This is a genomic window from Halorhodospira sp. 9622 (assembly GCF_022228025.1).
GTDB classification, from domain to species: Bacteria; Pseudomonadota; Gammaproteobacteria; order Nitrococcales; family Halorhodospiraceae; genus Halorhodospira; species Halorhodospira halophila_A.
Genome location: NZ_JAJNRE010000030.1, coordinates 1 through 19,706 on the forward strand (window position 1 = coordinate 1; position 19,706 = coordinate 19,706).

At 67.4% G+C, this 19,706-nt stretch carries 15 protein-coding genes and 5 tRNA genes; all 20 read right to left on the reverse strand.

Annotated features, from left to right (window positions below):
- Nucleotides 1-81 precede the first annotated feature (81 nt).
- Nucleotides 82-2,178: an elongation factor G gene (gene fusA, locus LRG07_RS12140; RefSeq protein ID WP_201169238.1), complete on the reverse strand. Its 2,097-nt coding sequence runs from the start codon at nt 2,176-2,178 to the stop codon at nt 82-84.
- A gap of 35 nt (nt 2,179-2,213) precedes the next feature.
- Entirely contained in the window at nt 2,214-2,681 is a 468-nt protein-coding gene (gene rpsG / locus LRG07_RS12145; protein ID WP_201169241.1) for a 30S ribosomal protein S7, read from the reverse strand.
- A 12-nt stretch (nt 2,682-2,693) separates the two neighbouring features.
- Nucleotides 2,694-3,071 carry a 30S ribosomal protein S12 gene (gene rpsL / locus LRG07_RS12150; RefSeq protein ID WP_201169243.1) on the reverse strand — a complete coding sequence of 126 codons (378 nt, stop codon included), beginning with the start codon at nt 3,069-3,071 and terminating at the stop codon, nt 2,694-2,696.
- A gap of 150 nt (nt 3,072-3,221) precedes the next feature.
- Entirely contained in the window at nt 3,222-7,514 is a 4,293-nt protein-coding gene (gene rpoC / locus LRG07_RS12155) for a DNA-directed RNA polymerase subunit beta' (RefSeq protein WP_201241649.1), read from the reverse strand.
- Between the two features lie 172 nt (nt 7,515-7,686).
- Nucleotides 7,687-11,832 carry a DNA-directed RNA polymerase subunit beta gene (rpoB, locus tag LRG07_RS12160; protein ID WP_238634094.1) on the reverse strand — a complete coding sequence of 1,382 codons (4,146 nt, stop codon included), beginning with the start codon at nt 11,830-11,832 and terminating at the stop codon, nt 7,687-7,689.
- Nucleotides 11,833-12,047: 215 nt separating this feature from the next.
- Entirely contained in the window at nt 12,048-12,434 is a 387-nt protein-coding gene (gene rplL, locus LRG07_RS12165; protein ID WP_201169248.1) for a 50S ribosomal protein L7/L12, read from the reverse strand.
- A 64-nt stretch (nt 12,435-12,498) separates the two neighbouring features.
- Entirely contained in the window at nt 12,499-13,026 is a 528-nt protein-coding gene (rplJ, locus tag LRG07_RS12170; RefSeq protein WP_201169249.1) for a 50S ribosomal protein L10, read from the reverse strand.
- 279 nt (nt 13,027-13,305) lie between these two features.
- Nucleotides 13,306-14,001, reverse strand: coding sequence for a 50S ribosomal protein L1 (rplA, locus tag LRG07_RS12175; protein WP_201241646.1), 696 nt, complete (start codon nt 13,999-14,001; stop codon nt 13,306-13,308).
- 3 nt (nt 14,002-14,004) lie between these two features.
- Nucleotides 14,005-14,436 carry a 50S ribosomal protein L11 gene (gene rplK / locus LRG07_RS12180; protein ID WP_201169251.1) on the reverse strand — a complete coding sequence of 144 codons (432 nt, stop codon included), beginning with the start codon at nt 14,434-14,436 and terminating at the stop codon, nt 14,005-14,007.
- A gap of 80 nt (nt 14,437-14,516) precedes the next feature.
- Entirely contained in the window at nt 14,517-15,050 is a 534-nt protein-coding gene (gene nusG, locus LRG07_RS12185; protein ID WP_011813669.1) for a transcription termination/antitermination protein NusG, read from the reverse strand.
- Between the two features lie 3 nt (nt 15,051-15,053).
- A complete protein-coding gene (secE, locus tag LRG07_RS12190) occupies nt 15,054-15,431 on the reverse strand; it encodes a preprotein translocase subunit SecE (protein WP_201169253.1) in 378 nt (125 codons plus the stop codon).
- Between the two features lie 57 nt (nt 15,432-15,488).
- A tRNA-Trp gene (locus LRG07_RS12195) sits at nt 15,489-15,564 on the reverse strand.
- 58 nt (nt 15,565-15,622) lie between these two features.
- Nucleotides 15,623-16,813, reverse strand: a complete 1,191-nt coding sequence (tuf, locus tag LRG07_RS12200) for an elongation factor Tu (protein WP_238635713.1) — start codon at nt 16,811-16,813, stop codon at nt 15,623-15,625.
- 64 nt (nt 16,814-16,877) lie between these two features.
- A tRNA-Thr gene (locus LRG07_RS12205) sits at nt 16,878-16,953 on the reverse strand.
- 39 nt (nt 16,954-16,992) lie between these two features.
- Nucleotides 16,993-17,066 (reverse strand) — tRNA-Gly (locus tag LRG07_RS12210).
- Nucleotides 17,067-17,129: 63 nt separating this feature from the next.
- A tRNA-Tyr gene (locus LRG07_RS12215) sits at nt 17,130-17,214 on the reverse strand.
- 48 nt (nt 17,215-17,262) lie between these two features.
- Nucleotides 17,263-17,338: transfer RNA gene (locus LRG07_RS12220), tRNA-Thr, on the reverse strand.
- Nucleotides 17,339-17,359: 21 nt separating this feature from the next.
- On the reverse strand, nt 17,360-17,902 hold the full coding sequence (locus tag LRG07_RS12225; protein ID WP_201169257.1) for a hypothetical protein: 543 nt from the start codon (nt 17,900-17,902) through the stop codon (nt 17,360-17,362).
- The gene (locus tag LRG07_RS12230; RefSeq protein ID WP_201169260.1) at nt 17,902-18,669 is read right to left on the reverse strand and encodes a type III pantothenate kinase; all 768 of its coding nucleotides are present in this window, start codon (nt 18,667-18,669) and stop codon (nt 17,902-17,904) included. The genes LRG07_RS12225 and LRG07_RS12230 overlap by 1 nt, the downstream gene beginning before the upstream one ends.
- Nucleotides 18,666-19,706, reverse strand: a 1,041-nt coding sequence (locus LRG07_RS12235; RefSeq protein ID WP_238642501.1) for a biotin--[acetyl-CoA-carboxylase] ligase, incomplete at its 5' end; no start/stop codon positions are given. The genes LRG07_RS12230 and LRG07_RS12235, both read right to left, overlap by 4 nt.

The following is a 19,706-nucleotide window of genomic DNA, read 5'->3' on the forward strand; positions in this document are numbered from 1 at the left end:
ACGCTCAAACTTTTCCTTGGACACGCCACACCTCGTTTATCTTGTACGGTCTCTCGTCTGAAACTGAACGGCGACGTACGCTTACGACGCCTTCTTGATCACTTCATCGGCGATGCTCGCCGGCGCCTCGTGATACTCCTCGAACTCCATCACGTAGGAGGCACGCCCCTGGGTGTTGGAGCGCAGGTCCGTCGCGTAGCCGAACATCTCCTTCAGCGGCACCTGGGCACGGATCTGCTTGCCGTTGGGGATGTCCTCCATCTTCTGCACGGTGCCGCGCCGACGGTTGAGGTCACCGACCACGTCGCCCATGTACTCCTCCGGCGTGACCACCTCGACCTTCATCACGGGCTCGAGCAGAACCGGATCCGCCTTCATGAACCCTTCGCGGAAGGCCATGGAGCCGGCGATCTTGAACGCCATCTCCGAGGAGTCGACATCGTGGTAGGAGCCGTCGTAGAGCTCCACGGCCACGTCGACCACCGGGTAGCCGGCGAGCACGCCCTCTTCCATGACCTCGCGACAGCCGTGGTCGACCGACGGCACGTACTCCTTGGGCACCACGCCGCCGACGATCTTGCTCTCGAAGTTGTAGCCGTCGCCACGCTCCTGCGGCTTCATGCGGATGTGCACGTGACCGTACTGGCCGCGGCCACCGGACTGGCGCACGAACTTGCCTTCCTGCTCGACCTGCTTACGGATGGTCTCGCGGTAGGCGACCTGCGGCGCGCCGACGTTGGCCTCGACCTTGAACTCCCGCTTGAGGCGGTCGACGATGATATCCAGGTGCAGCTCACCCATGCCGGAGATGATGGTCTGCCCGGACTCCTCGTCGGTGCGCACGCGGAAGGACGGATCCTCCTGCGCCAGCCGGCCGAGGGCCTGGCCCATCTTCTCTTGGTCGCTGCGCGTCTTCGGCTCGACGGCAACGGCGATCACCGGCTCGGGGAACTCCATGCGCTCGAGCGTGACCTTGTTGCTCGGATCGCACAGGGTGTCACCGGTGGTGACATCCTTCAGGCCGACAGCGGCGGCGATGTCGCCGGCGCGGACCTCCTTGATCTCCTCGCGCTGGTTGGAGTGCATCTGCAGCAGACGGCCGATGCGCTCCTTCTTGCCCTTGACCGGGTTGAAGACCGCGTCGCCGGAGCTTAGCACGCCGGAGTAGACGCGGAAGAACGTGAGGTTGCCGACGTACGGATCGTTGGCGATCTTGAACGCCAGCGCCGCGAAGGGCTGATCGTCGCTGGACTCGCGGGTGACCACGGTCTCTTCGTCATCGAGCACACCCTCGATGGCCGGGACCTCGTTGGGCGCCGGCAGGAATTCGATGACGGCGTCGAGCAGCGTCTGAACGCCCTTGTTCTTGAACGCCGAGCCGCACATGCACAGCACGATCTCGGTGTTCAGGGTGCGCTGGCGCAAGCCACGCTTGATGTCGTCGTGGGACAGTTCCCCTTCGTTGAGGTACTTGTCCATCAGCTCTTCGTCCGCCTCGGCGGCGGCCTCGACCATCTCCTCGCGGGCGGCCTCGGCGTCGGCCCTGAGCTCTTCCGGGATCTCCCGCTCGGAGTAGGTCATGCCCTGCTCGTCGCGGTCCCAGTAGATGGCGGACATGCGCAGCAGGTCGATGATGCCCTCGAACTGGTCCTCGGCGCCGATGGGCAGCTGGATCGGCACCGCCTGGGAACCGAGCCGCTCGCGGATCTGGCTGACCACACGCGAGAAGTCGGCGCCAGCGCGGTCCATCTTGTTGACGAACGCCATGCGCGGCACGCCGTACTTGTTGGCCTGGCGCCAGACCGTCTCGGACTGCGGCTCCACGCCACCGACGGCACAGAACACGGCGACGGCGCCGTCGAGCACCCGCAGCGAGCGCTCCACCTCGATGGTGAAGTCGACGTGACCCGGGGTGTCGATGATGTTGATCCGGGTCTCGGGGTACTGCTGGTCCATGCCGCGCCAGAAGCAGGTGGTCGCGGCGGACGTAATGGTGATGCCACGCTCCTGTTCCTGGGACATCCAGTCCATGGTCGCCGCACCGTCATGGGTCTCACCCATCTTGTGCGAGACACCGGTGTAAAACAGGATGCGCTCGGTGGTGGTGGTCTTGCCGGCATCGATGTGAGCGGCGATGCCGATGTTCCGATAGCGCTCGATGGGTGTCTTGCGTGCCACGGTGGAATACCCCGTTTTGAAGCGTGTTTCTGCGTTTACCAGCGGTAGTGCGAGAAGGCCTTGTTGGCCTCGGCCATGCGGTGCGTGTCTTCACGCTTTTTCACGGCCGTCCCGCGACTCTCCGCCGCCTCAAGCATCTCGTTGGCCATGCGCGCGGCCATGGTCTTCTCGCCGCGCTTGCGGGCCGCCTCGAGCAGCCAGCGCATGGCGAGGGTCTGGCGCCGCTCGGGGCGGACCTCGACCGGAACCTGATACGTAGCGCCACCGACGCGCCGGGACTTGACCTCGACCCGCGGCTTGACGTTCTCGAGCGCGGTCTCCATGACCTCGATCGGATCGTCGTGCTTGGCGCCGATGCGCTCCAAGGCCCCGTAGAGGATTCGCTCGGCCACCGAGCGCTTGCCGTCGCTCATGACCATGTTGACGAATTTGGTCAGGACCTCACTCCCGTACTTGGGATCGGGCAGGACCTTGCGCTTGGGTACTTCTCGTCTCCTAGGCATGACTGAGTCCCGTTACTTCTTCTTCGGGCGCTTGGCGCCGTACTTGGAACGACCCTGCCGGCGCTTGTCGACACCCGCCGTATCCGCGGCACCGCGGACGACGTGGTAGCGCACACCAGGCAGGTCCTTGACACGCCCGCCACGAATGAGGACGACCGAGTGCTCCTGGAGGTTGTGACCCTCACCACCGATGTAGGAGGCCACCTCGTAACCGTTGGTCAGACGCACACGCGCCACCTTCCGCAGCGCGGAGTTCGGCTTCTTCGGCGTGGTGGTGTAGACGCGAGTGCATACGCCGCGCTTCTGAGGGCTCGCCTCCAGCGCCGGCACACTGCTCTTCGCGGTGCGCTTGGTGCGACCTTTGCGCACCAACTGGTTCACTGTCGCCATAGGGTTTTGCGCTCCGTACCGACCCAAAAACGACAGGCCGGATGGCCGGCCTGTCGAAGACGCGGCATTCTAGGGTGATCCCGCGCCCTTGTCAATGACACGCCCCGGGACCACCCCGGGGCGCACGGCTTGCGTTGCGGTTGCTCGGGGCTATTCGGCCTCGGGCCCGGCCTCCTCGCCGGAGGGACCGGAATCCGCGCCTTCGCCCTGACCGAGCGAGGCGAAGACCTCCTCGGCCTGCTGCTCCGGCGTCGCCACCGGACCGGGGGCCTCCTGGCGCCGCGCGGCGTGGTAGGCGAATCCGGTGCCCGCCGGGATGAGCCGGCCGACGATGACGTTCTCCTTCAGGCCACGCAGGTCGTCTCGGATGCCGCGGGTCGCCGCCTCGGTGAGCACCCGGGTGGTCTCCTGGAAGGAGGCCGCCGAGATGAACGACTCGGTGGACAGCGACGCCTTGGTGATGCCCAGCAGCGACGGCTCCCATTGGGCCGGCTGCTTGCTCTGCGCCTCGAGCCGCTCGTTCTCTTCGAGCAGCTTGGCCCGGTCGACCTGCTCGCCCTTGAGGTAGAGCGAGTCGCCCGGGTCGGAGACGATGGTCTTGCGCAGCATCTGGCGGACGATCACCTCGATGTGCTTGTCGTTGATGCCCACGCCCTGGAGGCGGAAGACGTCCTGGATCTCCTGGACGATGTACTCGGCAAGCTTGGTCACGCCGAGCAGCCGCAGGATGTCGTGGGGGTTGGGCTCGCCATCGGCGATGGTCTCGCCCTTCTCCACGTGCTCGCCCTCGAAGACGGTGACGTTCCGCCACTTGGGGATGAGCTCCTCGTGGGTCTCGCCGTCGGCCTTGGTGATGATCAGCCGCTGCTTGCCCTTGGTCTCCTTGCCGAAGCCGACGGTGCCGGAGGCCTCGGCGAGGATCGCCGGCTCCTTGGGCTTACGCGCCTCGAACAGGTCGGCCACCCGCGGCAGACCGCCGGTGATGTCACGGGTCTTGGACGCCTCCTGCGGGATGCGCGCCAGGGCGTCACCCACGCGGACTTCGGCGTTGTCCTCCAGCGAGACAATGGCACCAGCCGGCAGGTAGTAGTGGGCCGGGATCTGCGTGCCGGCGATGTTCAAGTCGTTGCCGTCGCCGTCGACGAGCTTGATCATCGGGCGCAGGTCCTTGTAGGCGACCCGCTCCTCGGTGACCTTGCCGTTGGCGTCGGTGACCTGGCGCTTGTGCTCGCCGGTCCCGCGACTCTTCGGATCGGTGACCACGAGGCTCGACAGGCCGGTGACCTCGTCGACCTCACGCTGCACGGTGACCCCCTCGACGAAGTCGTGGAAGCGGACGTACCCGTCCACCTCGGTGACGATCGGGTGGGTGTGGGGGTCCCAGTTGGCCACCACCTGGCCGGCCTCGACGGGATCCTCGTCGCCGACGCTCAGCACGGCGCCGTAGGGGATCTTGTAGCGCTCGCGCTCGCGGCCGTACTCGTCCATGACGGTCAGCTCGCCGGAGCGAGAGACGGCCACATAGCTGCCGGAGTGGTGCTGCACGGTCTTGATGTTGTGCAGCCGCGCCTTGCCGGTATTGCGCACCTCCACCTGGGAGACGGCGGCCGCCCGCGAGGCGGCACCGCCGATGTGGAAGGTGCGCATGGTCAGCTGCGTGCCAGGCTCGCCGATGGACTGCGCGGCGATGACGCCGACGGCCTCGCCGATGTTGACGCCATGGCCACGGGCCAGGTCACGGCCGTAGCACTTGGCGCAGACGCCGTGGCGGGTCTCGCAGGTGACCGCAGAGCGGACCTTGATCTCGTCCACACCCATACGCTCAAGGCGCTCGACCCAGTCCTCGTCGAGCAACGTGCCGGCCTCGACGGCGATCTCGGTGCTGCCGGGCACCGCCACGTCCTCGGCCACGACGCGGCCGAGCACCCGCTCGGCGAGGGTCTCGACGACGTCCCCGCCCTCGATGATCGGGGTCTGCACGAGGCCATCGGTGGTGCCGCAGTCTTCCTCGGTGACCACCAGGTCCTGCGAGACGTCCACCAGGCGGCGGGTCAGGTAGCCGGAGTTGGCCGTCTTGAGCGCCGTATCGGCCAGGCCCTTCCGGGCGCCGTGGGTGGAGATGAAGTACTGCAGGACGTTGAGGCCCTCGCGGAAGTTGGCCGTGATCGGCGTCTCGATGATCGAACCGTCGGGTTTGGCCATCAGGCCGCGCATGCCGGCGAGCTGGCGGATCTGCGCGGCCGAGCCACGGGCACCGGAGTCCGCCATGATGAAGATGGAGTTCAGGGACTTCTGCTCGGTCTCGTTGCCCTCGGCATCGATGACCGTCTCCTTGCCCATCTTCTCCATCATGGCGCCGGCGACCTGGTCGTTGGTGTGCGCCCAGATGTCGACGACCTTGTTGTAACGCTCGCCGCTGGTAACGAGCCCGGAGGCGTACTGGTCCTCGATCTCGCGGACCTCCTCCTCGGCCGAGCGCAGGGCCTCCTCCTTGTCCGTAGGCACCTCCATGTCGTCAACGCCGATGGAGACGCCGGCCTTGGTGGAGTAGAAGAAGCCTGTGTACATCAGCTGGTCGGCGAAGATGACAGTGCCCTTGAGGCCGACGCGGCGGTAGCAGGCGTTAACCAGCCCGGAGATGCCCTTCTTGTCGAGCTCGCGGTCGACGGCCTCGAAGGGCAGGCCGTCAGGGACGATGTCGAACAGCAGGGCACGCCCGATGGTGGTCTGCCGGCGTTGAACGCGCTCGACCAGCTCGCCGGTGTCGTCGAAGACGCGCTCGCGGACGCGCACCTCGATCCGCGCACCGAGTTCGGCGGCGCCGGTCTGGTAGGCGCGGTGGACCTCTTCGACACCGGACAGCCGCATCCCCTCACCGCGGGCGTTCACGCGCTCGCGGGTCATGTAGTAGATGCCCAGCACCACGTCCTGGGAGGGGACGATGATCGGCTCACCCGAGGCCGGCGAGAGGATGTTGTTGGTGGACATCATCATCGCCCGCGACTCGAGCTGCGCCTCGAGCGACAGCGGCACGTGCACCGCCATCTGGTCGCCGTCGAAGTCGGCGTTGTAGGCGGTGCACACCAGCGGGTGGAGCTGGATGGCCTTGCCCTCGATGAGCACCGGCTCGAAGGCCTGGATGCCGAGGCGGTGGAGCGTCGGTGCGCGGTTGAGCAGCACCGGGTGCTCGCGGATGACCTCGTCGAGGATGTCCCAGACCTCGCCGGTCTCGCGCTCGACCATCTTCTTGGCCGCCTTGATGGTGGTGGCCAGGCCGCGGCGCTGCAGCTTGGAGAAGATGAACGGCTTGAACAGCTCCAGCGCCATGCGCTTGGGCAGGCCACACTGGTGCAGGCGCAGCGTCGGGCCGACCACGATCACGGAACGGCCGGAGTAGTCGACGCGCTTGCCCAGCAGGTTCTGCCGGAAGCGCCCCTGCTTGCCCTTGATCATGTCGGCCAGGGACTTGAGCGGGCGCTTGTTGGTGCCGGTGATCGCCCGGCCGCGGCGGCCGTTGTCGAGCAGGGCGTCGACGGACTCCTGGAGCATGCGCTTCTCGTTGCGCACGATGATGTCCGGTGCGGCCAGCTCCAACAGCCGCTTGAGGCGGTTGTTGCGGTTGATCACCCGCCGGTACAGATCGTTGAGATCCGAGGTGGCGAAGCGACCGCCGTCGAGCGGCACCAGCGGGCGCAGGTCCGGCGGCAGGACCGGCAGGACGGTCATGATCAGCCACTCGGGCTTGTTGCCGGACTCGAGGAACGCCTCGAGCAGCTTGAGCCGCTTGGACAGGCGCTTGATCTTGGACTCGGAACCGGTGGCCTCGATGTCGTCACGCAGCCGGCGCGCCTCGGCCTCCAGGTCCATGCCCTTGAGGATCTCGAGCACCGCCTCGGCACCCATGCGGGCGTCGAACTCGTCGCCGTGCTCCTCGACGGCCTCGAGGTACTGCTCGTCGGTCAGCAACTGCCCCTGCTCGAGCGGGGTCATGCCGGGCTCAATGACGATGTACGCCTCGAAGTAGAGCACCCGCTCGACGTCGCGCAGGGTCATGTCCAGCAGCAGGCCGATGCGCGACGGCAGGCTCTTGAGGAACCAGATGTGGGCCACCGGACTGGCCAGGTCGATATGGCCCATGCGCTCGCGGCGCACCTTGGCGACGGTCACCTCGACACCGCACTTCTCGCAGACCACGCCCCGGTGCTTGAGCCGCTTGTACTTGCCGCACAGGCACTCGTAGTCCTTCACCGGGCCGAAGATCTTGGCGCAGAAGAGCCCGTCGCGCTCCGGCTTGAAGGTGCGGTAGTTGATGGTCTCCGGCTTCTTGACCTCGCCGTAGGACCAGGAACGGATCATCTCGGGCGATGCCAGCCCGATACGGATCGCGTCGAAGTCCTCCAGCTGAGCACCCGGCTGCTTGAAAAGGTTGAGAAGATCTCTCATGTCTGCTGCCCGCTCGCGCGTTGATCTCAGGTCGCCGCCGCTAGCCCGGCGGCTCGGACCCCGGGGCATCGGCCCCGGGCATCTGAATCGGTACGCCAGCGCTCAGGCGACGTCCGGCCACGGCCCCCGAAGGTCACCGCGGCCGCCGCACGCCCGGCGCTGAGCGCCGCTGTCAGTCGTCCCTCTCCAGTTCGATGTTGATGCCCAGGGAACGGATCTCCTTGACCAGGACGTTAAACGACTCCGGCATACCGGCCTCCATGCGGTGGTCCCCGTCGACGATGTTCTTGTACATCTTGGTCCGGCCACTGACGTCGTCGGACTTGACGGTGAGCATCTCCTGCAGGGTGTACGCCGCACCGTAAGCCTCCAGGGCCCAGACCTCCATCTCGCCGAAGCGCTGACCACCGAACTGCGCCTTGCCGCCCAGCGGCTGCTGGGTGACCAGCGAGTACGGCCCGGTGGCGCGGGCGTGAACCTTGTCGTCGACCAGGTGGTTGAGCTTGAGCATGTACATGTAGCCCACCGTCACCGGCCGGTCGAAGGCATCGCCGGTGCGCCCGTCGTAGAGCGTGGTCTGACCCGACTCGGGCAGGCCGGCGAGCTTCAGCCAGCGCTTGATCTCCGCCTCGTTGGCGCCGTCGAACACCGGCGAGGCCACGGGCACGCCGCCGCTCAGGTTGCGGCAGAGCTCATGGAGTTCGGCCTCCGTGAGCGTCTCGAGTTCCTCCTTGCGCCCGGAGGCGTTGTAGATCTCGGAGAGGTAGCCGCGCAGCTCCTCGGCCTGGGCCTGCTGCTCGAGCATCTGCCCGATCTGGTGGCCGAGCCCACGTGCCGCCCAACCGAGGTGGGTCTCGAGCACCTGCCCGACGTTCATCCGCGACGGGACACCGAGCGGCGACAGGACGACCTCCACCGGCGTGCCGTCGTCCATGAAGGGCATGTCCTCTTCGGGGACGATCATGGAGATCACGCCCTTGTTGCCGTGGCGGCCGGCGAACTTGTCGCCGGGCTGCAGGCGGCGCTTGACGGCCAGATGGACCTTGACGGTCTTGAGCACGCCCGGAGAGAGGTCGTCACCGGCCGTGATCTTCTCCTTCTTCTCCTGGAAGCGACGCTCGAAGCGGTCGTTCTGGGTCTCCAGCTGGTGGCGCACGGCCTCGAGCTGCTGGTTGACCTCCTCGTCGCGCATGCGGATCTCGAACCAGCGCTCACGCGGCAGGTCCTGCAGATACGCCTCGGTGACCTCGGCGCCGCTGCCCAGCCCCTTGGGACCGCCCTCGGCAACCTTGCCGACGAGCAGCTTCTCGAGCCGGGCGTAGGCGTCGTCCTCGAAGATGCGCTTCTCGTCGTCGAGGTCCTTGCGCACCCGGGCAATCTCCTCGCGCTCGATGGCGCGGGCGCGCTCGTCCTTCTCGACGCCGTCGCGGGTGAAGACCTGGACGTCGATGACGGTGCCGTCCATGCCGGTGGGCACACGCAGCGAGGTGTCCTTCACGTCGGAGGCCTTCTCACCGAAGATCGCCCGCAGCAGCTTCTCCTCCGGCGTCAGCTGGGTCTCGCCCTTGGGCGTGACCTTGCCGACGAGGATGTCACCGGCCTTGACCTCCGCACCGATGTAGACGATGCCCGACTCATCGAGGCGGGAAAGGGCCGACTCGGAGACGTTGGGGATGTCGGCGGTGATCTCCTCACTGCCGAGCTTGGTGTCCCGGGCGACGCAGGTCAGCTCCTCGATGTGGACGGAGGTGTAGCGATCCTCCTTGACCAGCTTCTCGGAGATGAGGATCGAGTCCTCGAAGTTGTAGCCATTCCACGGCATGAAGGCGACGAGCATGTTCTGGCCCAGGGCCAGCTCGCCCATGTCCGTGGACGGCCCGTCCGCCAGGGCGTCGCCCCGGGCGACGTGATCGCCGACGTGTACCAGCGGCTTCTGGCTGAAGCAGGTGTTCTGGTTGGAACGGGTGTACTTGGTCAGGCTGTAGATGTCGACGCCCGGCTCGCCCGGGGTGGTCTCGTCGTCGTCGACGCGCACGACGATCCGGCTCGAGTCGACCTGCTCGACGACGCCGCCGCGCTCGGCGGTGACGATGACGCCGGAGTCACGGGCGACGGTGCGCTCCATGCCGGTGCCCACCAGCGGCTTGTCGGCACGCAGCGTCGGCACGGCCTGGCGCTGCATGTTCGCACCCATCAGCGCGCGGTTGGCGTCGTCGTGCTCGAGGAACGGCACCAGCGAGGCGGCCACCGACACGATCTGGCGCGGCGAGACGTCCATGTACTGGACGCGGTCCGCCGTGGCCATGGTGAACTCGTTCTGGTGACGGCACGAGATCAGGTCGTCGGCAAGGTGGCCGTTCTCGTCCACGCGGGCGTTGGCCTGCGCGATGACGTAGCGCGACTCCTCGATCGCCGAGAGGTACTCCACCTGATCGGTGACCTGACCGTCGACGACCTTGCGGTAGGCGGTCTCGAGAAAGCCGTAGCGGTTGGCCTGGGCGTAGACGGCCAGCGAGTTGATCAGGCCGATGTTCGGCCCCTCCGGCGTCTCGATCGGGCAGACGCGACCGTAGTGGGTCGGGTGCACGTCACGGACCTCGAAGCCCGCCCGCTCGCGGGTCAGGCCGCCGGGGCCCAGTGCCGAGATGCGCCGTTTGTGGGTCACCTCGGAGAGCGGGTTGTTCTGGTCCATGAACTGCGACAGCTGCGAGGAGCCGAAGAACTCCTTGATGGCCGCGGCCACCGGCTTCGCGTTGATCAGCTCCTGGGGCATCAGCCCCTCGCTCTCAGCCAGGGAGAGGCGCTCCTTGACGGCACGCTCGACGCGCACCAAGCCGACTCGGAAGACATTCTCGGCCATCTCACCGACGGAGCGCACGCGGCGGTTGCCCAGGTGGTCGATGTCGTCGACCTGGCCGTTGCCGTTGCGGATGTCGATCAGCTCGCGGAGCACGTCGAGGATATCGGAGCTCTCGCCGTAACGCTCGAGCAGGTCAGCGGCGTCCTTGTCCTCGTTGCCGAGGCCCGCGAAGTACTTGCCGTCGAAGAGGATGCCCGGGCCACGGACCTCGTCGCGGCCGACGCGCAGGTTGAACTTCATCCGCCCCACCGGCGACAGATCGTAGCGGTCGCTGGTGAAGAACAGGGTGTGGAAGAGGTTCTCCGCGGCGTCCTTGGTCGGCGGCTCGCCGGGACGCATCATGCGGTAGATCTCGACCAGCGCCTCCATCTGGCTGCGGGTGGCGTCGGCGGCCAGGGTGGTGGACATGTACGGGCCGCGGTCGAGGTCGTTGACGAACAGCGTCTCGATCTCGCGGATGCCGGCGTCGAAGAACGACTGGGTGATCTCCGGCGTCAGCGTAGCGTTGGCCTCGGCGAGGAGCTCGCCGGTGGCCGGGTCGACGACGTCGTGGGCGAGGATCTTGCCGGTGAGGTAGTCCTCGGGCACCTCGAGCTGCTCGACGCCGGACTTCTGCAGCTGCTTGACGTGCCGCGCAGTGACCCGCCGGCCCGACTCGACGATGGTCTCGCCGCCGGCGACGATATCGAAGCTGGCGGTCTCGCCGCGCAGGCGCTCAGGCACCAGATCGAGCACGACCTTGTTGCCGCTGCCCAGGTGGAAGCGGTCGGTATCGAAGAAGGCGTAGAGCATCTCCTCGGGCGTGTAGCCGAGGGCACGCAGCAGGATCGTCGCCGGCAGCTTTCGCCGGCGGTCGATGCGCACGTAGATCGTGTCCTTGGGGTCGAACTCGAAGTCGAGCCAAGAGCCGCGGTACGGGATGACGCGCGCCGAGAAGAGCAGCTTGCCGGAGGAGTGGCTCTTGCCCTTGTCGTGGTCGAAGAAGACACCCGGCGAGCGGTGGAGCTGGTTGACGATCACGCGCTCGGTGCCGTTGACCACGAAGGTGCCGGTGGAGGTCATCAGGGGCATCTCGCCCATGTAGACCTCCTGCTCCTTGATGTCCTTGACGCCGCCGCCCTCCTTGTCATAGAGCGCCAGACGCACCAGCATGCGCAGCGGCGCGGCGTAGGTCAGCCCACGGCTCTGGCACTCCTTGACGTCGAACGGCGGGTCGCCGATGCGGTACGAGACGTACTGCAGTTCGGCGTTCCCGGAGTGGCTCTGGATCGGGAAGACCGACCGGAACGCGCCCTCGAGGCCTACCTCGGTGTCGCGCTCGTCTTCGCTGACCTCGTCCTGCAGGAACTGCCGGTACGAGTCGACCTGGGTCGCCAGCAGGTAGGGGACATCGAGGATATTCGGGAGCTTCCCGAAGTCCTTGCGGATGCGCTTCTTCTCGGTGAACGAATAGGCCATCGGGCTTCCTCAGCGCTTGAGCAGCTTCTCGAACCAGACCGCGGATTCCCGCGGACAGCGTTGCCAAAGGGACCGCTCCGGGCGTAACGTTGCCTTGTCAGGTGCCCCGAAGGGTCTCTGCGTTATTCGGTGATGCAGTATCAACAGGCGAAGGCCGGCGGCCTCCCGGCCGCCAGCCCGCGCTTACATCCGCTTGGACGGTTGCTCGGTCCAGCTCACTTGAGCTCGACGCTCGCCCCCGCCTCTTCCAGCTTGGCCTTGATGTCGTCGGCCTCTTCCTTGGAGGCGCCTTCCTTGATCGGCGCGGGGCAGCCCTCGACGACCTCCTTCGCCTCCTTCAGGCCCAGGCCGGTCACGCCGCGCACGGCCTTGATGACGCCGACCTTGTTGTCGCCGTGGGAGCTGAGGATCACGTCGAACTCGGTCTGCTCCTCGGCGGCGGCGCCCTCGTCGCCGCCACCACCGCCGGCAGCGGGCGCAGCGGCCACGGCCGCGGCCGCGGTGACGCCGAACTTCTCTTCCATCGCCTCGATGAGCTCCACGACCTCCATGACGCTCATGTTGGCAATGGACTCAAGGATCTCGTCTTTCGAAGCGGCCATCTGTGTCTCTCCTATTCAGTAATCAGCGAGTGGACCCCTGCGGGTCCGGTGGCGTATGGCCAGGTCAGGCAGCCTGCTTGGCGTCGCGCACGGCGGCCAGGGTCCGCACCAGCTTGCCCGGCACCTCGTTGGTGGTGGTGGCGAGCTTCTGGACCGGGGCACGCATGGTCGCCATAAGCTTCGACAGGGCCTCATCGCGGGTCGGCAGGCTGGCCAGCCGCTCGAGGTGCTCGGCACCGTACAGCGTGCCGCCGAACGCCACGTTGCGCACGACCAGCGCCTCGTTCTTCTTGCGGTAGTCGCGCACCAGACGCGCCGCCGCACCCGGGTCGTCCTGCGAGAACGCCAGCAGGAGCGGCCCGTAGAAGCCCTCGGTCATGCATTCAAAGTCGGTGCCGGCCACTGCCCGCCGGGCCAGGGTGTTCTTGACCACGCGGAGGTAGACGCCCTGCTCACGCGCCTGGGCGCGCAGCTCGTCCATCTCCCCGGCAGTCAGGCCCCGGTACTCGGCGGAGACCGCGGTCAGGGCCTCTTGGGCCACCGCAGCCACCTCCTGCACCATCGCCTTTTTCTGCTCCAGACTCAGTCCCATCGTCTGTCTCCTGGGAAGGTTGATCTCCTCGGAAGTCGCCTCCCGGGAGCCGATGGTGCGCACCCCGTGGTTGGGATACGCGAATCGACTCTCTCGAGTCGGCTTCACGGTGGCGAAGTGCAGGCTCCTCGCTTGCGCCACCGTCTACGCAGGCGGGTCTCCCCTTTAAGCCCCGCAGGGCACCGGCGGTCTCGGACGGCTGTCGCTGTCAGACAGCCGGGCCGGCCTCCGTGCCGGCCAGGTCCGGCGGGCCGCAGCACGGCCCGCCAAGGTTCCGGATCACACTCCGAGGGTGCCCTTATCGACGCGGACACCGGCGCCCATGGTCGAGGACACGGTGACCTGCTTGATGTAGACACCCTTGGAGGTGCTCGGCTTGAGCTTGTTCAGGTCGGCCAGCAGCGCGTCCAGGTTCTCGCGCAGGGCCTGGTTGTCGAAGTTGGCGCGCCCGATCGCGGAGTGGATCACGCCCCCCCGATCGGTGCGGTAGCGCACCTGCCCGGCCTTGGCGTTGCGCACGGCGCCTGCGACGTCGGCGGAGACGGTGCCGGTCTTCGGGTTGGGCATCAGCCCGCGCGGGCCGAGGACCGGACCGAGCTTGCCGACCACCCCCATGGCGTCCGGCGAGGCGATCACCACGTCGTAGTCGAGCTCGCCGCCCTGCATGCGCTCGGCCAAGTCGTCCATGCCGACGGCGTCGGCACCCTCGGCCTGCGCGGCGTCGGCGTTCTCGCCCTGGGCGAAGACGGCCACGCGCATCGACTTACCGGTACCGTTGGGCAGCACCGTGGAGCCGCGGACGATCTGATCCGACTTGCGGGGATCGACGCCGAGGTTAACCGCAACGTCGATGCTCTCGGGGAAGCGCGCCGTGGCCAGCTCCTTCACCAGAGCCAGCGCCTCGTCCACCGGATAGGCTTGGTTGCGGTCCACGCGCTCGCGAATCTGCTTCTGCCGCTTGGTCAGCTTGGCCATGGCTTAGACCCCCTCCACGTCGATGCCCATGCTCCGCGCGGTACCGGCGATGGAGCGCACCGCCGCGTCCATGTCGGAGGCGTTCAGGTCCGGCCACTTGGTCCGGGCGATCTCCTCGAGCTGATCGCGCTGGACGGTGCCGACCTTCTTGGTGTTCGGCGTGCCCGAGCCGCCCTTGGCGCCAATGGCCTTGAGCAGCAGGATCGCGGCCGGCGGGGTCTTGGTAACAAAGGTAAAGCTGCGATCGGAGTAGACCGTGATCACCACCGGGATCGGCAGGCCGGCCTCCATCTCCTGGGTCTGGGCGTTGAACGCCTTGCAGAACTCCATGATGTTCAGGCCGTGCTGACCGAGAGCGGGACCCACCGGCGGGCTCGGGTTGGCCTGCCCGGCAGGGACCTGCAGCTTGATATAAGCTTCGATCTTCTTCGCCATGCTTGCGTGCTCCTGTCACGGGTGCGAACGCCGGGTGAGGGCTCCCCGTGGGGTGAGACGCGCCGGTCGGCGCGTCGCGGTTACGTTTTCTCGACTTGGCTAAACTCGAGCTCGACGGGCGTGGAGCGGCCGAAGATCAGCACCGCAACACGCAGGCGGCTCTTCTCGTAGTTGACCTCTTCCACGGCGCCGTTGAAGTCGGTGAAGGGACCGTCGGTGACCCGCACGATCTCGCCGACCTCGAAAAGAACCTTGGGGCGAGGCTTCTCCGCGCCCTCCCGGACCCGGCTAAGGATCTGCTCGGCCTCGCGATCGGAGATGGGCGCGGGGCGATCGGGCCGCCCGCCAATAAAGCCCATGACCCGAGGCACCTCTTTAACCAGGTGCCAGGTGTCGTCGTCGAGCTCCATTTGCACGAGGACGTAGCCCGGGAAGAACTTGCGCTCACTCTTGCGCTTCTGCCCCTCGCGCATCTCGACGACTTCCTCGGTGGGCACGAGGATCTCACCGAACTTGTCCTCCATGCCCGCGCGCCGTATGCGCTCCTGGAGGGAACGCTGGACCTGCTTTTCAAAGCCCGAGTAGGCGTGGATTACATACCAGCGCAGTGCCATGGATCAGCCTCCGTGGCCGGTGATCATGCCGACCAGCCAAAGCAGGAGCAGGTCCATCAGCCAGAGGAAGATCGCCACGATGATCACCACCGCGGCGACAATCAGCGTGGTCTGCAGGGTCTCCTGCCGGGTAGGCCAGACGACCTTGCGCACCTCCTGCTTGGCCCCCTGGGCGAACGACCAGACGTTCCGCCCCTGCGCGGTGGTGGCAAGGATGGCGACGGATACGCCGACGACGGCCAGCAGGCCGGCGACCCGATAGAGGAGCGGCTCGTCACCGAAGACGTAGAACCCGGCCACGGCCCCGAGCGCGAGAGCGATGGCTACGACCCACTTAACGACGTCAAGCGGGGATTTCGCAGTCTCTGCCTTTGACTTCATGGACCCTGCTACCGAAGCGGTCCGGCGAGCCATGCCCGCCGGACCGCGTCGTGAAGTTGGCAGGCCAGGAGGGACTCGAACCCCCAACCTGCGGTTTTGGAGACCGCTGCTCTGCCAATTGAGCTACTGGCCTGGTGTTTGATGACCTGAGGGTGCGGAGTTATACCACCCACACCCCCGGTCTGGCAAGATCAGTCGATGATCTTGGAGACGACGCCGGCGCCGACGGTGCGGCCGCCCTCGCGGATCGCGAAGCGCAGGCCGTCCTCCATGGCGATCGGGGCGATCAGCTGAACCGTCATCTTGACGTTATCGCCCGGCATCACCATCTCGGTGCCCTCCGGCAGCGTCACCGTACCCGTGACGTCCGTCGTCCGGAAGTAGAACTGCGGACGGTAGCCGTTGAAAAACGGCGTGTGCCGGCCACCCTCGTCCTTGCTCAGGACGTACACCTCGGCCTCGAAGTGCGTGTGCGGCGTGATCGACTTCGGCTTGCACAGCACCTGGCCACGCTCGACGTCGTCGCGCTTGATCCCGCGCAGCAGCGCACCGATGTTGTCACCCGCCTCGCCCTGGTCGAGCAGCTTGCGGAACATCTCGACGCCGGTGCAGGTCGTCTTGCGCGTCTCGGTGATGCCGACGATCTCGACCTCTTCACCGACCTTGATCACACCGCGCTCGACCCGGCCGGTGACCACCGTGCCGCGACCCGAGATGGAGAAGACGTCCTCGATCGGCATCAGGAAGTCGCCGTCAACCGGACGCTCCGGCTGCGGGATGTGCTCGTCCATGGCCTCGACGAGCTTGATGATCGCCGGACGCCCCATCTCCGAGTCGTCGCCCTCGAGCGCCTTCAGCGCCGAGCCGGTGACCACCGGGATGTTGTCACCGTCGAAGTCGTAGTCGCTCAGCAGCTCGCGGACCTCCATCTCGACGAGCTCGAGCAGCTCGGCGTCGTCGACCATGTCGGCCTTGTTCAGGAAGACCACGATCGCCGGGACACCGACCTGACGGGCGAGCAGGATGTGCTCACGCGTCTGCGGCATCGGGCCGTCGGCGGCGGAGACCACCAGGATCGAGCCGTCCATCTGCGCCGCGCCGGTGATCATGTTCTTCACGTAGTCGGCGTGACCCGGGCAGTCGACGTGGGCGTAGTGGCGGCTCTCCGACTCGTACTCCACGTGCGCGGTGGCGATCGTGATGCCGCGGGCACGCTCCTCCGGCGCGTTGTCGATCTGATCGAACGCACGGGCGTCACCGCCGTGAGCCTCGGCGAGCACCTTGGTCAGGGCCGCAGTCAGCGTCGTCTTGCCATGGTCCACGTGACCGATGGTGCCGACGTTGATGTGCGGCTTCTTGCGCTCGAACTTTTCCTTGGACATGGACGGCTTCTCCCCGTGTTCGCTGATGTTTTGACAGGGCGTCTGCGTGTTGCGCCGTGAAAAATGGAGCCCATAACCGGACTCGAACCGGTGACCTCTTCCTTACCAAGGAAGTGCTCTACCTGCTGAGCTATATGGGCCCGCTGAACTGGCTATGCCGCCTGCGGCGGCCAACTGCCTGGAGCGGGTGATGGGAATCGAACCCACGTCATCAGCTTGGAAGGCTGAGGTTCTACCACTGAACTACACCCGCAGAACCCAAACGCCGTCGTTCGTACCCGCTGCCCGCCCGCCGGCGTGGCGCCGCTTTTTTGTCTGGTGGAGGGGGGAGGATTCGAACCTCCGAAGGCTAAGCCAGCAGATTTACAGTCTGCCCCCGTTGGCCGCTTGGGTACCCCTCCGGATACAGGATGTGAAATTATGCAGATCCGTCCGGATTCTGTCAACGCTGGAGCTGGCGACAGGATTCGAACCTGCGACCCGCTGCTTACAAGGCAGCCGCTCTACCAACTGAGCTACGCCAGCCCAATCACCGGAGCATCGTAATCACCATTGGAGCGCATCGCAATGCACCGGGCGCCACAAGGTCCCGAAACGGACCACCGACAGGCGCGATGCGGGGGCGCGCACGACCACGCGGGCCGTGGTACGGGTGCGGTAGACGGGCTCGACGGTGGTCTCGATCCCGACCCGGGCGAGATTCGCGGCACGGCGATCGGCCTCGACGCGCTTCCGGTGGGTGCCGTAGGAGACGGTGGGCCGGCCGTCGGCGCCACGGGCCAGGGCGGCGCTGAAGCCCGCCCCCTCCGCGGTCCGGATCCGCTCACGGGCGCGATCCAGGCGCAAACGCTGCGGTGCGGCCACCCGGTAGCCGACCTGCTTCTCGTGGACCCCCTCCTCGCTGCCGGCGATGTAGCCGCGCTGGCGCAGGCTGGCCACCAGCTGCACGGCCCGCTGCCGGTCCGCTGTCCACGGCGTGGCGTAGCAGCCCGCCTCGCTCTCTCCGCGCGGGACAAGCTCCAAGGCCGGGGCCGGCCCAGGCAGCGTCAGCAGCAGCGCAACCGGCAGCAGCCAGCGGCGAGCGAACATCAACGCGGGGCCTCGTGGGTACTCCAGTGCAGCAGACCCTCCAGCACCAAGTGGGGCCGGTGACACCAGCCCGGCCCGAGCGCCGGAGCGAGTTCGTCGGCGCCGCCGCCGGTGAGCAGCCGTTGCGAGCCGTCCGGGCAGGCGGCCAGAATCGCCTCGGCCAGAGCGGCGACGGCGGCCGGGGTGCCAACACCGATACCGGCGCGGATCCCGTCGGCGGTGGAGCACGCTGGCAGCTCCGGGCTGGCCGCCGGGCCGGGATCGGGCAATCGGGCAGTGCCCCGGGCCAACGCTTCGTGGAGCAGGCGCAGACCCGGGTAGATGGCGCCGCCGACGTGTCGCCCGTCGGCGTCGAGGCCATCGACGGTGATGGCGGTGCCGATATCGACGATGCAGGCCCCGCCGGGGCTTCTGGCCCGCGCGCCGATGAGCGCGGCCCAGCGGTCGACACCGAGCTGCTCCGGTCGGTGGTAGGCGTTGATGACGCCGGCCGCACTCGCGGTGCTGGCCAGGTGGTGGACCGGTACGGGCCAAGCGCGCTGGAGCGCAGCGTCGAGCTCACGCTGCCAGGCGCGGGAGAGCACGCTGGCGACACAAATGCGTGCGGGCGCCGCGGCGTCGCCAAGGCCATCCCGCAACGCCGAGACGACACCTTCGGGCCCGGAGGCTTCGGCATAGGCCAGCCGTCCGGTCCGCCACGGGGCGGGAGCGGGCGGAACTGCGGCCCACTTGACCGCACTGTTGCCGAGATCGAGGAGCAGCTTCATGATGCGCTCCGGTGCAGGTGCGCCTCGCCGCTGGCGAAACAGGCCAGGCCGCGCTCGGTCTCCACGCGCAACCGACCGTGCTCATCAATCCCCCGGGCCACGCCGCTGGTCGTGCGTCCGCTGCCCTCTAGGTGCACGGTCCGGCCGGCAAGGGCATCCACTGCCTCCCATCCGACGAGCAGCGGGGCCAGGCCGTCGCGCTCGAAGCGCCGCGCGCCAACGGCCACCCACGCCGCCACCGAGCCGGCCAGTGTCGAGCGTTCGGTGCCCGGCACCTGCGCGTCGGTGATTGCGCCGGGCGACAGCCCCCGGTGATCGGTGGCCGCCGGCACATAGCGGTTGAGCCCGACCCCGATCACCACCCGACAGGGGCCCAGAGGGTCACCACGCAGTTCGGTGAGAATGCCGCCGATCTTGCGGCCGGCGACGAGCAGGTCGTTGGGCCACTTCACCTGAACCGGCACCCCCAGGGGGCGGAGCCTCTCAGCAAGCGACACCGCCACGCCCAAGGCCAGGGGGGCCGGCGGCTCGGGGACCGTCGCAAAGTCGTGGACCACTGAGAGATAGATGTTGCCGAGCGGAGACACCCAGGCCCGCCCCAGCCGCCCGCGCCCGGCACACTGCCCCTCAGCGAAGACGACCCCGGTGCCCCGCTCAGCGGTCTGCAAGGCGTGCTCGTTGGTGGATGCGGGGCGGTAGAGGCACTCGAAACGCGACGGGTCGGGGCCGCCGGCGGCCACCCAGGCCTGTCGCGCCCGTACCGCGTCGAGCGGGTCATAACCGCCGGGGATGCGGTAGCCGCGGCCACGTACGGCGTCGATGCGCAGTCCAGCCTGACGCAGGCGCGCCACGGCCCGGGCCACGCCGGCCCGTCCGATACCGAGCGCCTCGCCGAGCGCTGTCCCGGAGGCGAAGCGCCCGTCGCTCAGTGTGCGCAGGAGCCGGGTCTCTGTGTTCTGATCCAGGTGTTGCACGGCCTCGGTACCCCGTCCCAACCTTGCCGGCGTGGTATACCGTACCCTTATACCGAAGACCCT

What these genes read in the sequence shown, in the direction of transcription:
- rplJ (WP_201169249.1), bottom strand. Translation starts at nt 13,026, where the DNA reads ATGGGACTGAGTCTGGAGCAGAAAAAGGCGATGGTGCAGGAGGTGGCT.
- nusG (WP_011813669.1), bottom strand. Translation starts at nt 15,050, where the DNA reads ATGGCACTGCGCTGGTATGTAATCCACGCCTACTCGGGCTTTGAAAAG.
- secE (WP_201169253.1), bottom strand. Translation starts at nt 15,431, where the DNA reads ATGAAGTCAAAGGCAGAGACTGCGAAATCCCCGCTTGACGTCGTTAAG.
- rplL (WP_201169248.1), bottom strand. Translation starts at nt 12,434, where the DNA reads ATGGCCGCTTCGAAAGACGAGATCCTTGAGTCCATTGCCAACATGAGC.
- LRG07_RS12225 (WP_201169257.1), bottom strand. Translation starts at nt 17,902, where the DNA reads ATGTTCGCTCGCCGCTGGCTGCTGCCGGTTGCGCTGCTGCTGACGCTG.
- rpsG (WP_201169241.1), bottom strand. Translation starts at nt 2,681, where the DNA reads ATGCCTAGGAGACGAGAAGTACCCAAGCGCAAGGTCCTGCCCGATCCC.
- rplA (WP_201241646.1), bottom strand. Translation starts at nt 14,001, where the DNA reads ATGGCCAAGCTGACCAAGCGGCAGAAGCAGATTCGCGAGCGCGTGGAC.
- rpsL (WP_201169243.1), bottom strand. Translation starts at nt 3,071, where the DNA reads ATGGCGACAGTGAACCAGTTGGTGCGCAAAGGTCGCACCAAGCGCACC.
- tuf (WP_238635713.1), bottom strand. Translation starts at nt 16,813, where the DNA reads ATGTCCAAGGAAAAGTTCGAGCGCAAGAAGCCGCACATCAACGTCGGC.
- rpoC (WP_201241649.1), bottom strand. Translation starts at nt 7,514, where the DNA reads ATGAGAGATCTTCTCAACCTTTTCAAGCAGCCGGGTGCTCAGCTGGAG.
- rplK (WP_201169251.1), bottom strand. Translation starts at nt 14,436, where the DNA reads ATGGCGAAGAAGATCGAAGCTTATATCAAGCTGCAGGTCCCTGCCGGG.
- rpoB (WP_238634094.1), bottom strand. Translation starts at nt 11,832, where the DNA reads ATGGCCTATTCGTTCACCGAGAAGAAGCGCATCCGCAAGGACTTCGGG.
- LRG07_RS12230 (WP_201169260.1), bottom strand. Translation starts at nt 18,669, where the DNA reads ATGAAGCTGCTCCTCGATCTCGGCAACAGTGCGGTCAAGTGGGCCGCA.